Source organism: Mangrovibacter yixingensis (assembly GCF_020523985.1).
GTDB classification, from domain to species: Bacteria; Pseudomonadota; Gammaproteobacteria; order Enterobacterales; family Enterobacteriaceae; genus Mangrovibacter; species Mangrovibacter yixingensis.
The window spans coordinates 179,974-191,644 of sequence record NZ_JAIVKM010000008.1 but is presented as its reverse complement, the minus strand read 5'-3'; the positions used below and the strand labels follow the sequence as shown (position 1 = coordinate 191,644).

The following is an 11,671-nucleotide window of genomic DNA, read 5'->3' as shown; positions in this document are numbered from 1 at the left end:
CAGGCAGAGCGACGGGAGGCAGGAAGCCGACTCGGAGCGGTACCCGAAAAGCCTGCCGGGGTAAGCCGAATGTCCGCGAAGCGGCGATTTTGCCAGCCACCAACGGGGGTGCAGGGGGGACGGCCCACCTGCGTGCGCCGGGCGCTGGCGGTGAGTGAAACTGGTGTTGCTGACACGGCGCGCAATTTGCTCTGTGCTGGCAGATCATTTTACTGTGGCGGAGTACCGTTCACTTTGCACTGAGGCCGGTTTGGTGAAAATTCCGTTCACTTTGCGCTGATGCTGGTTCGGTGAAAGTTCCGTTCACTTCAAGTGATGTGGTCAATGTGGCTTCACAGCCTGTGAACGTGTTAAGGGGCCCGCCCCTTAACAATCCGGTTTTTCGCGGGCAACCGGTGCTGCGCACTGCGTTCACCTCCGGGCAGTCAGCCTGCGGCCGGCTCGACTCGGCATCCCTGCCTCGGTTCGCCTTATTCCGCCATCCGGGCGGAATAACCTTGTCTTCCTTTCTCCGGTTCACCGGTCTTACGCGAACAGGCCCTCGCTGCAAGTGACGGGGATTTTTGTGCTGTGTGGTGTGGCGGTATGTTCTGTGTCTGGTCTGTCTTTTTGATGTTTTTTGCTGAGAGAAAACAGTGTGATGGACACGGCGCGCAACTGGCGCCGTGCTGGCAGATGACTGTTACTGCGGTGAAAGTTCCGTTCACCACGACAGGTACTCCCGCAGATTGTGAACTGCGGGAGCCGTGCAAAACATTAGAACCAGGCTTCCCACATTGCGCCAACGTTGAAATCATCGAGTGTCTGGTCATCCGTACCGTTAACGTGCGCAGTACGTTGGTTATCTACCTGGCCACCCGTCACGTAGAAGCGCAACATCGGGCGGAATTCCGGCCCCATCGCGATAGAAATATTTTGCGAGAGTGTCAGTTTCCAGCCTTTGTTAGTACCACCCTGATCATACCTGACTTGCTGATAACCTGCTTCCAGCCAGGTGGAGTGGACATCGTTCCACCAGTACATTGGGCGAATGATTGCACCATAGTTCTTACGGTTGTCAGTATTGTCTGTTTTATTGTCGTAGTCATGAAACGCCAGCAGATATTCGACCTGTGCGCGCTGTGAGAACTTGTGCAGGCCTTCGAAGCTGGCATAAACAGCAGTCAGGCCATCCGTTTTGTTGAACACGCTGTTATCGGAGTTATCAGAGTAACGGGCGATAATTTTATTCACGCCGCTGTCATTGGTGTGGCTCAGCACCACGCCACCTTGCCAGGCACTCATCCGGTCGTCGCTATCGATAGCTTTGGAATCAAACCCATAGTTGGCATACAGCTCCAGATCCAGTGGGCCAACTTTCATACCGTGTATTTTGGATGTCAGTGCGTAGTTGCCTTTATCGCCAGTGCCGGAGCCACCAGTACAGGTAATACGAGACGGGTTAGTTTCATCTTCCATAACTTCCGGGCTACAGGATTCCACCGCAGCCACGGCCGCGACATCAAACTGAACACCACTAATATCAAAGTTTTTCACCCCGGCACCCTGGCCGTCGTGGTTCATCCAGAAATAGTCATTGATACCTTGTTGTGGCCGCTGATGGAAATCGCGGCCCGCCCAGAAGTAGGCGTTCGGGTTAGAGTCCAGCAGGTTAGTTACCCCTGCATAAGCTTTTTTCAGGTTAACTTCGTCGCCCCAATGGTCAAACATGACGTTAATGTCCCATATGGCTCCGTTATCACCTTTAAATGCTTTGGAAAGCTGGAATTCACCCCCATTACCTTCATTACCAAGACGCCCAATGGCCGATGCACCATTATAGGAGCCATCCACACCAACATATTTCTGGTCGCCAGACTGAAAATGCGCACCATAGCGGGCATAACCCGTAAATTTCACGCCAAACGGAATCGCCATATCAGGCGACTGGGCAGCACTTTGTGGCTCGGTGATAACATCAGCCTTTTTGGCGGTTGCGGCATCTATTTTTGCCTGCCGATCTGCCAGTGCTTTATCAACAGCCCTGGCTACTATGGCGTCTATTTGTTCTTGAGTAAATTCTTGTGCAAGTACGGATATTGGGCAAAATGCGACCGTAACTGCCATTATTAGTGGAAGTTTTTTCATTTTCATTTGTAGCTATCTCATTATATTAAATTATTATTTTGGCAATAACCATCCTGTACTGGTATGGCAGATTGTTTATCTGGCATCAGTATTCAGAAATGGACTTAGAGGTACAGAGTGTTAAAATATTACCGGAATAAATTCCCCATGATAAATGTTGTGGCTATTAACGCTGGTAAAGGTGAATGATCTCTTCAGATAATTCACGAGCCAATAGTGAATTCATTAAGTGGTCCTGCGCGTGAACCATAATTAATGTCATCGGTTGGCGGCCTTCTCCTGCATCCTGTTCTATCAATTTAGTTTGCATATGATGCGCCCGGCGGGCATAGCCATCGGCTTCATGTAACAGTTTTTTGGCTTCGTCAAAGTCACCAGAGCGTGCAGCATGCAGGGCTTCGAAACACAAACTCCGGGACTGGCCTGCGTTGGTGATTATTTCCATTACAGCATCTTCTAATTCAACCATGATTAATTACTCCTCATCGAAACCATTATTAATAGCGGTAATGGCGAACCATTCGCCACTTTTCTTGATAGTGCGTTTTTGTGTGGCTAAATCCAGTTGTATAAAACCGTAGCGATTTTTATATGCATTGCACCACGACCAGTTATCAATAAATGTCCACATATGGTAACCAAGGCAATTACAACCTTCGCTAATTCCTTTGTGTAACCACTTAAGGTGGCCAGAAATAAAATCGATGCGGTATTGGTCGTTAATTTTCCCATTTTCAATAAAGCGTTGTTCGTTTTCAACACCCATGCCATTTTCTGAAATAAAACATCGTGGGTTACCATAATTATCACGCAGATTGACTAAAATATCGTAAATGCCAGGCTCATAGATTTCCCATCCACGATACGGATTCATTTTTCGCCCCGGCATTTCGTAATTATCAAATAACCATTCCGGCATAAACGGCGTTAATGGGTTCACAATGCTATCGCGGCATTTCACACGGCGTGGCTGGTAATAGTTAATACCCAGCAGGTCGATCGTTCCTTCAGCAATAGTGCTGCTGTCTTCCGCCTGGCATTTTGGTAACTGGTCGTAGTCTTTGAGTAACGTCACCAGGTCTGCAGGGTATTTGCCTCGCAGTACCGGGTCGAGAAAGCTGCGGTTAAACAGTAAATCCGCATGATGTGCTGCTTTTCGGTCCTCCGGATTTTGTGAGCGCGGATAAGATGGCGTAAGATTCAGAACGATACCGATTTCCCCCGCATAATGCCCTGCCCGGAATGCCTGAACCGCTTTAGCATGTGCCAGTACGGTGTTATATGCCACCGTTGCAGCACGGCGGAAATCAACGACATTCGGATAATGGAAATCATACAGATATCCACCTTCCACTGGCACAATGGGCTCGTTGAAGGTAAACCAGTGCAGAACACGGTCCCCAAAAAGCTCAAAGCAGATTTTTGCGTAGCGGGCATAGGCATCGACAACTTCGCGGTTTTCCCATCCCCCCATTTCCTGCATTGCCATCGGCATATCGAAGTGGAACAGAGTAATAAAAGGTGTAATGCCCTGTTCAATTAACTCGTTAATAACCTGGTTATAGAAGGCAACTGCTTCGGGGTTAACTTCACCAATGCCATTCGGGATAAGACGTGCCCAGCTTAAAGATGTACGAAAACTGTTGTGATTAAGCTGCTTCAGTAACTGAATGTCGTCTTGCCAGTGACGGTAAAATTGGGACGTATCCTGAGGCCCTGTTTCCTGATGGAACCGGTTAGGTTGGCTGGCAAACCAGTGATCCCATGTGGTCTCCCCTCTACTGGTGTAATAACCTTCGCCTTCACTTTGTAGTGCGGAGCTGGCGCTGCCCCACCAGAAATTTTCGGGGAATACATATTTCATTATTCTTACCTCTTCGTCTTAGTTGCTGATAGTTTCTGCTGCACCTACTCTCGCCTGTGTTTTCTGCTCTTCTGTTTTCATTAAAGAGCGCTCATACGCGCGCAGAAACGGAAGGTAAATCAGAGCAGAAACTACCATACAGATAAGGCACATAATCACCGGGCTGAGCGCCCAGTTAGCCGCCCACGACGCACCGATTGGTGCAGGTGTGGTCCAGGGGGTGAGTGACACCACCTGTTCCAGCCAGCCCAGCCGGGTTGCGGTATACGCCAGTACGGCGTTAACCAGCGGCACGCAGACGAAAGGGATAAACAGCATCGGGTTCATGATGATGGGGGCACCGAACAGGATAGGTTCGTTGATGTTAAAGAAGCTGGGTACTATGCCCATTTTGCCGATGGTACGCAGATGTGTGGTGCGGCTGCGCAACAACAGAAAGGCCAGTGGTAAGGTGGAACCCACGCCGCCAATCAACAGGTAATGATCCCAGAAGCCTTGCAGGTAAACATGTGGCAGAGCTACGCCTGCAGCCAGTGCAGCCTGGTTTGCCGACAGGTTAGCCATCCAAAATGGGTTCATGATGCCAGTGACAATCAGTGAACCGTGAATGCCCGCGAACCAGAATATTTGGCACAGTAGTACGGAGAGCAGAATTGCAGGTAAGGAGTCGGACGCGGAAACCAGTGGTTCCAGTAAGTGCATAATCGCCTGCGGAATAATCATTCCGGTTTGCGCTTCAATAAACAAGTTCAGTGGGTGCAATGTGGCAATGACCACCAGAACCGGAATCAGTATTTCAAATGAACGTGCCACGCCGGTTGGCACTTCTTTTGGCAGGCGAATCGTCACATTATTCTGCTTCAGCCATGCATAGACTCGGGTGGAGTAGATGGCGGTAATCAGGGCGGTGAAAATCCCTTGTCCGGATAAGTACTGAGTGGAAATTTTACCGTCTGCATACGGCGCTGCGACCAGCAGGAATGCCATAAATGCCAGCAGGCCTGACATTACTGGGTCAAGGTTGAACTGGCGGCCAAGACTGGCTCCAATGCCAACAGAGATAAAGAATGTCATCACACCCATGCTGAGGTTAAACGGTAACATCAGCTGCTCGCGGTATGTCTGGGAAAAATCCAGCCAGCCACGGGCAAACGAATTAGTGGTATCAGCCGAAAAGGGTGGAAAGATAAATACCAGCATAAACGAGCCGATTATCATAAAGGGTAGCGCGGCAGTAAAACCATCACGAATCGCGATAATGTATTTTTGCTGCCCGAGTTTCCCCGCCAGAGGAGTGAGAGATTGCTCAATAAAGGCAATCATTGACTGATATAACGAACTCATGAGTTCACCTTACTTAGTGAGTCGCGTCGATGAGCGACAGAGCATAATCCAGTACCTTATCGCCACGCTGCATACCGTAATCCATCATATCGATGGCTTGCACCGGAATGCCCTGAGTAGCGGCCTTATCAGAGAGTGTCTTCAACATATATTTTACTTGTGGCCCGAGAAGCACTACCTGATATTGTGGAAACTGAGTGTCAAACTCGGAAACACCATATGCATCAATCTTGACTGGCAAATTTCTTTCTTCCGCCACCTCAACCATTTTCCTCACCAGAAGACTGGTGGACATCCCGGCAGAGCAGCACAGCATAATCTTGAACATTGACGACCATCCTCCAAAGACAGAAAGTTGTTTCGCTCATGATTGGATATCATATGGAAACCGGTTTCCATTTGTATGGTAAGGAAGTGTGATAGTTATCAATTTCTACTAATTAATAGGGCGATTAATCGGATTTGCATCACGAATTTTGACTATTTATGCGGCAATAAGCGTGTGTTTGGAAAATCGGTTTCCATGAAAAACGGAAACCGATATACTGAAAAAAGTGGCACGGTGAATTATTGCCGCATTCAGGATTACAGGGATTATGTGAGACTTGTCAGGGGAGAACGATGTCTACAATCAACGATGTATCGCGTCTGGCCGGGGTGTCTAAAGCCACAGTGTCACGGGTGTTGAGTGGTTCGCGCGGTGTAAAGGAAGAGAGCCGCCAGGCTGTACTAAAAGCAGTTGATGAGCTGAACTACCGGCCCAACGTAATTGCACAGTCGTTGTTGAGCCAGTCCACTGGCTGCATCGGTGTGATTTGTGCTCAGGATAACATTCATCAGACCACCGATTATCTCTATGCGCTGGAAAAGCAGCTCAGCGACCACCAAAAACATTTGTTGCTGCGATTTGCTAATACGAAAGCGGAAGTACTGCGCGCGCTCAATGAGCTTTCTTGTGGTCTGTGTGATGACATTCTGATTATCGGTGCGCGTTTTGCACTGAATATCGACCAGGAAAACGTCATCATGGTTGATTGCATGGATCAAGATAATGGGAACAATATTCAGTTTGATCATGCCTTTGCGGCGGAAACCGCCTGCAACTACCTGGCAAGTCAGGGGCGCCACCAGATAGCATTGATCCATCCGCTCAGTAGTGGTTTTGCCGAACAAGTGTTGCTTGGTTATAAGCAGGCACTGGAGAAAAACTTCCTGCCGTTTAATCGCAACCTGGTATTTATGGGCTCTTCCTCGTCTTCTGTTGCATTGCAGGAACTGCTTAACAATGCCAGCACTTTTAATTTCAATGCATTATTGGTTGCTAATGAGCTGGAAGCCCAGCGAGTGATTCCGCAATTGCAGGCGTTTAATAAATCCGTGCCTGGGGATGTTATGGTTTTCAGCCTTGCGGGTTCACTGAATTTGCCGGGGATACCGACAATTCCTGCAATTGAATATTCGATGGATGCGATGGCGGCAAGGATTGTGGCCTGGCTGGATGAAAAAACGCAAATGCTGGGGGGGTGTGTGCTCCGTGGCGATTTGATTATTCCGGATATGCGTAAGCGATGAGAGTAAGTGTGGTGGGGGCGGTTCACTTTGCTTAGTGTAATGTGTCGCTGTTTCCATTCACTTCCAGTGTGGTGAAAGTTCCGTTCACTCGGGCTGGTGTGACTGTTCCATTCGCTTGCAGTGTGGTTGTTTCCGTTCACTTCAAGTGATGTGGTCAATGTGGCTTCACAGCCTGTGAACGTGTTAAGGGGCCCGCCCCTTAACAATCCGGTTTTTCGCGGGCAACCGGTGCTGCGCACTGCGTTCACCTCCGGGCAGTCAGCCTGCGGCCGGCTCGACTCGGCATCCCTGCCTCGGTTCGCCTTATTCCGCCATCCGGGCGGAATAACCTTGTCTTCCTTTCTCCGGTTCACCGGTTTTACGCGACTCAGCCAGCGCTGCAGGTGCGGGAATGCTTGTGCTGTTCGGTGTGGCTGTGGGTAAGGCATTCGGTATGTTTTCTTTGTGTTTTGCTTAAGGCTTACAGGCGCGGGGGTTAGTGGCCTCGAAATCGTTGAGGCGTGCCTGGCGGGCCGGGGCTGCCTGCAGGACGCAGGCAGAGCGACGGGAGGCAGGAGGCCGACTCGGAGCGGTACCCGATGAGCCTGCCAGGGTAAGCCGAATGTCCGCGAAGCGGCGATTTTGCCAGCCACCCACGGGGGTGCAGGGGGGCCGGGCCCCCTGCGTGCGCCGGGCGCAGCTGGTGAGTGAAACCTGTGTGGCTGACACGGCGCGCAACTGGCGCTGTGCTGGCAGATTAGTGTTGTGACGGATACGGCTTGCAACAGGTGCCGTGCTGGCAGAATGTGGTTCGGGTTACCTTCACTGAACCTGCTGCCAGTGCAGTAAACGTTCTCGATTTTACGTTCTGTGCTAAACCCATCCCACGTGCTTTGATTTTCAACTCGGTAAAAATTACTTTACTATCAGGTTGTACCACTCTTCTAACATAACAATCACCCGCAATTATACATCGCAGGAAAACATGGAAATTTTCTTCACGATTCTCATTATGACCTTACTGGTCTCCGTTTCCGGGATGGTGACACGCATGTTGCCGTTTCGGGTTCCGTTACCTTTAATGCAAATCGCGTTGGGCGCGTTGTTTGCCTGGCCGCAGTTTGGCCTGCATGTGGATTTCAACCCGGAGCTGTTTCTAGTGCTGTTTATCCCGCCACTGCTGTTTGCTGATGGCTGGAAAACGCCGACCTCGGAGTTCTTACAACATGGCCGAGAAATTATTGGTCTCGCGCTGGTGTTGGTGCTGATAACGGTAGCGGGTATCGGTTTCCTGATCTACTGGCTGGTGCCGGGTATTCCTTTGGTTCCGGCGTTTGCGCTGGCTGCCGTGCTTTCGCCTACCGATGCCGTGGCGTTGTCGGGAATTGTTGGTGAAGGGCGCATTCCGAAAAAAATTATGGGGATCCTGCAAGGGGAAGCGCTGATGAACGACGCTTCCGGCCTGGTCTCACTGAAATTTGCTGTCGCGGTGGTGATGGGAACAATGGTGTTCACCGTGGGCGGTGCGACCGTTGAGTTCTTGAAAGTTGCCATTGGCGGGCTGGCCGCCGGGATTATTGTCAGCCTGGTGTATGGCCGTTCACTGCGTCTGATGAGCCGCTGGAGCGGTGATGAACCGGCAACGCAAATTTTGCTGCTTTTCCTGCTGCCGTTTGCCTCCTATCTCATTGCCGAGCATTTCGGTGTTTCAGGTATCCTCGCGGCGGTGGCTGCCGGGATGACGATAACCCGTTCCGGTGTGATGCGTACTGCGCCACTGGCGATGCGACTGCGGGCGAACAGTGTCTGGGCCATGCTGGAGTTTGTGTTTAATGGCATGGTCTTCTTACTGTTAGGGCTGCAGTTACCGGGCATTATGGAAACGTCTCTGGCAACGGCCAGTGCCGACCCGAACGTGGAAGTGTGGATGCTGTTTGCTGATATCGTGGTGATTTATATCGCCCTGATAGCCGTGCGCTTTATCTGGCTGTGGGTGATGAAACGGTTCAGTTTGCGCTTTTTGAAAAATAACCCCATGTCATTTTCTGACTGGAGTACCCGCGAGTTATCTATCGCCGCTTTTGCTGGTGTCCGTGGGGCGCTGACTCTGGCTGGTGTTCTTGCTATCCCTCTGTTTCTCAAAGATGGCTCACTGTTCCCGGCACGTTATGAAATGGTGTTTATTTCCGCTGGCGTGATTCTTTTCTCGTTGGTCGTTGGGGTGGTGATGTTGCCATTATTACTGCGCCACATCACCGTTACAGACCATGCGCTGATTTCCCGTGAAGAACGTATTGCCCGGTCTGCAACGGCCGAGGTGGCTATTGTAACTGTGCAGAAAATGGCGGAAAGGCTGGCGGCAGATAGCAAAGAGAATATCGATGACGAAGTTATCCGGGAAGTAAGCTCCAGAGTTATCGGCAACCTGCGGCGCAGGGCCGGTGGCCGCAGTGATGACACAAGCACAGCACAGGAAGAAAACCTTGAGCGGCGCTTGCGCCTTACTGCATTGCGCTCTGAACGGGCAGAACTTTACCACCTGCGGGCGACTAAACAGATCAGTAATGAAACCCTACTAAAAATGGTCCATGACCTCGATCTGCTGGAAACATTGCTGATTGAGCGTAGCTAACGTTACAGGCTGTCTGATGGCGGCCAGTGATTCTTGCAGCACGTTATCCAGGCTTGAGCACTGTGGGAAAGGTAGCCTTCGTTACGCCAAATCATCCCCAGCGCCCAGTGCAGTTCACTGTCCAGTGGCCGCCAGCATAACAAGCCCGAATCCAGTTTTTGGCAAATGGGTTCGGGCAAAATAGCCAGCCCCACCTGGGCTTGCACCATAGCAGCCAGAAAATCCCACTGCCCACTACGCACCGCAATTCTTGGGGTGATACCTAACCTGGAAAACATCTGCATCAGCTGGCGGCTAAGGGAAAAATCCTCGTTATAAATCAGCAACGGTACATCGGCCAGTTGGGCTGGGGAAATGGTGCTCATATCCGCCCATTCAGAACCTTTGGGAACCACTACACACAAAGGGTGTTGTGCCACATGCAACGTAGTGAAATGCTGTTCATCTTCAACAGGTAGCGCCGTTACAGCGACATCCAGATCGCCATTTTGTACTGCCTGTTGCACTTTCAGCCCACCAAATTCGGAGATTTTTAACTCTACTCCTGGGTATTTTTGGCGAAAGTGGGCAATGGGAGAGGCCATAATCATCCCCACCATTGGCGGGATCCCAAGGTGCAAAGTACCGTGGTTTAGCTGGCGAATATCACTCAGCTCTGAATGCAGTTGTTGTACGTTATCCAGAATCACCCGGCCTTTGTCATACACGGCTTGCCCGGTATCAGTGAGCGACAATTTACGCCCCTGGCGAATCAGCAGCGTGGTACCTAATTCATCTTCGAGATTGCGCAGCATTTTGCTGATGGTGGGCTGGGTAACAAATAAGTTCTCGGCAGCACGGGTAAAGCTTTGCTGGCGTACCACTTCAATAAAATAACGCAACATGCGTATATCCATGCCTGCTCTCCCAAACTATGCCATTTAATAAACTATGCCATTTAACAATGATTCCGATAATTTTAATTCATTTCTGGAATTTTTCGCGCTTTCTTATACTGCGCCTTCTTTGTTGATAATTTCAGGATATCCTGGCTATGGCCATTGCATTACGAACACTGGCACCGGGCATGCTACAACGCCTGCAGGTTCCGGTTCAGGTCGTGTTGTATGCGGGTTTATTTGTACTGGCGGAATATTTGGTTCAGTGGTGGCGTTTGCCGCTACCTGCCAATCTGGTGGGTATGTTGTTGTTGCTGGGATTGATAGTGACCCGGTTGTTGCCGCTCAGTTGGGTGCGCGCCGGGGCTCGCTGGTTACTGGCCGAAATGTTGCTGTTTTTTGTTCCCGCTGTTGTGGCCGTGGTGAATTACACCCAGTTATTGATGGCGGAAGGCTGGCGTATTGTGCTGGTTATCATGCTCAGTACCGTGATGGTTCTTGCTGCTACGGCCTGGGTGGTGGAGAAAGTCTACCGCTTTGAAGTGGCTCGCATGTCACGCAGGCAGGTTCAGGATGAATGACATCGCCTTCAGTTTGTTATGCCTGGTGGCGACAGTTGTACTCTATATGGCGAATAAACGCCTGTATCGCAAATGGCATAAATTACCGTTGATGCCGTTGGTGATGACGCCGGTATTACTGGTGGCAATACTGGTTGTCGGGCATATTTCTTATCAACGTTATATGCTGGAAACCCACTGGCTACTGTGGTTTTTAGGCCCATCGACCATGGCGTTCGCTGTGCCGGTCTATGAAAACCGCGCATTGATAAAACGCCACTGGATGTCGCTTTCAGCGGGGGTAATCACAGCAACGCTGGTAGCCGTCACCAGTTCCGTCTGGTTGGCGCGTTTGCTGACACTACCCGATGAAGTGCAGCGCAGCCTGGCGGTGCGCTCGGTAACCACGCCGTTTGCACTGGCTGCAGCCAAACCAATTGGTGGGCAACCCGATTTAGTCGCGTTGTTTGTCGTGATAACCGGCGTGTTTGGTATGGCAATTGGTGATGTGCTGTTTTTGCGCCTGGCAATTCGTGAAGGGATGGCAAAAGGGGCCGGGTTTGGTGCCGCTTCTCATGGTGCCGGAACTGCACGCTCTTATGAACTGGGGCCACAGGAAGGCATGGTATCCAGCCTGGTAATGATGTTGTCGGGGATAATTATGGTGCTGGCGGCTCCCGTAATTCGCTGGGCGATGTTTTGATACTCCCCCAGC

10 protein-coding genes are annotated in these 11,671 nt (G+C 50.7%); 4 read left to right on the top strand and 6 right to left on the bottom strand.

Features of this window, described 5'->3' with window-relative positions; translation table 11 throughout:
* Positions 1-756: 756 nt before the first annotated feature.
* The 5 genes from LC084_RS20370 to LC084_RS20350 all read right to left on the bottom strand — a co-directional run bounded on the left by LC084_RS20370 (position 757) and on the right by LC084_RS20350 (position 5,663).
* Positions 757-2,133, bottom strand: coding sequence for a carbohydrate porin (locus LC084_RS20370; RefSeq protein ID WP_226573434.1), 1,377 nt, complete (start codon positions 2,131-2,133; stop codon positions 757-759).
* 160 nt (positions 2,134-2,293) lie between these two features.
* Positions 2,294-2,596, bottom strand: a complete 303-nt coding sequence (locus LC084_RS20365; RefSeq protein ID WP_110026646.1) for a PTS lactose/cellobiose transporter subunit IIA — start codon at positions 2,594-2,596, stop codon at positions 2,294-2,296.
* A 6-nt stretch (positions 2,597-2,602) separates the two neighbouring features.
* Entirely contained in the window at positions 2,603-3,991 is a 1,389-nt protein-coding gene (locus tag LC084_RS20360) for a glycoside hydrolase family 1 protein (RefSeq protein ID WP_110026648.1), read from the bottom strand.
* 18 nt (positions 3,992-4,009) lie between these two features.
* Positions 4,010-5,335 carry a PTS sugar transporter subunit IIC gene (locus LC084_RS20355; protein ID WP_226573432.1) on the bottom strand — a complete coding sequence of 442 codons (1,326 nt, stop codon included), beginning with the start codon at positions 5,333-5,335 and terminating at the stop codon, positions 4,010-4,012.
* A 13-nt stretch (positions 5,336-5,348) separates the two neighbouring features.
* Positions 5,349-5,663 carry a PTS sugar transporter subunit IIB gene (locus LC084_RS20350; RefSeq protein ID WP_036108914.1) on the bottom strand — a complete coding sequence of 105 codons (315 nt, stop codon included), beginning with the start codon at positions 5,661-5,663 and terminating at the stop codon, positions 5,349-5,351.
* 293 nt (positions 5,664-5,956) lie between these two features.
* Between LC084_RS20350 and LC084_RS20345 the strand changes: the two genes are divergently transcribed.
* Together LC084_RS20345 and LC084_RS20340 are read left to right on the top strand one after the other, a co-directional pair.
* A complete protein-coding gene (locus LC084_RS20345) occupies positions 5,957-6,907 on the top strand; it encodes a LacI family DNA-binding transcriptional regulator (protein ID WP_036108916.1) in 951 nt (316 codons plus the stop codon).
* Positions 6,908-7,871: 964 nt separating this feature from the next.
* Entirely contained in the window at positions 7,872-9,518 is a 1,647-nt protein-coding gene (locus LC084_RS20340) for a Na+/H+ antiporter (RefSeq protein WP_226573429.1), read from the top strand.
* 2 nt (positions 9,519-9,520) lie between these two features.
* On the opposite strand, the gene LC084_RS20335 is transcribed toward LC084_RS20340, so the two are convergent.
* Positions 9,521-10,414, bottom strand: coding sequence for a LysR family transcriptional regulator (locus LC084_RS20335; protein ID WP_226573427.1), 894 nt, complete (start codon positions 10,412-10,414; stop codon positions 9,521-9,523).
* A gap of 137 nt (positions 10,415-10,551) precedes the next feature.
* Between LC084_RS20335 and LC084_RS20330 the strand changes: the two genes are divergently transcribed.
* Positions 10,552-10,977, top strand: a complete 426-nt coding sequence (locus tag LC084_RS20330) for a CidA/LrgA family protein (RefSeq protein WP_226573425.1) — start codon at positions 10,552-10,554, stop codon at positions 10,975-10,977.
* Positions 10,970-11,659, top strand: a complete 690-nt coding sequence (locus LC084_RS20325) for an LrgB family protein (protein ID WP_226573423.1) — start codon at positions 10,970-10,972, stop codon at positions 11,657-11,659. The genes LC084_RS20330 and LC084_RS20325 overlap by 8 nt, the downstream gene beginning before the upstream one ends.
* The last annotated feature ends 12 nt before the right edge of the window (positions 11,660-11,671 follow it).

Bases quoted from the DNA above. Each gene is read 5' to 3' on its own strand.
- LC084_RS20370 (WP_226573434.1), bottom strand. From the start codon at position 2,133: ATGAAAATGAAAAAACTTCCACTAATAATGGCAGTTACGGTCGCATTT.
- LC084_RS20365 (WP_110026646.1), bottom strand. From the start codon at position 2,596: ATGGTTGAATTAGAAGATGCTGTAATGGAAATAATCACCAACGCAGGC.
- LC084_RS20360 (WP_110026648.1), bottom strand. From the start codon at position 3,991: ATGAAATATGTATTCCCCGAAAATTTCTGGTGGGGCAGCGCCAGCTCC.
- LC084_RS20355 (WP_226573432.1), bottom strand. From the start codon at position 5,335: ATGAGTTCGTTATATCAGTCAATGATTGCCTTTATTGAGCAATCTCTC.
- LC084_RS20350 (WP_036108914.1), bottom strand. From the start codon at position 5,663: ATGTTCAAGATTATGCTGTGCTGCTCTGCCGGGATGTCCACCAGTCTT.
- LC084_RS20345 (WP_036108916.1), top strand. From the start codon at position 5,957: ATGTCTACAATCAACGATGTATCGCGTCTGGCCGGGGTGTCTAAAGCC.
- LC084_RS20340 (WP_226573429.1), top strand. From the start codon at position 7,872: ATGGAAATTTTCTTCACGATTCTCATTATGACCTTACTGGTCTCCGTT.
- LC084_RS20335 (WP_226573427.1), bottom strand. From the start codon at position 10,414: ATGGATATACGCATGTTGCGTTATTTTATTGAAGTGGTACGCCAGCAA.
- LC084_RS20330 (WP_226573425.1), top strand. From the start codon at position 10,552: ATGGCCATTGCATTACGAACACTGGCACCGGGCATGCTACAACGCCTG.
- LC084_RS20325 (WP_226573423.1), top strand. From the start codon at position 10,970: ATGAATGACATCGCCTTCAGTTTGTTATGCCTGGTGGCGACAGTTGTA.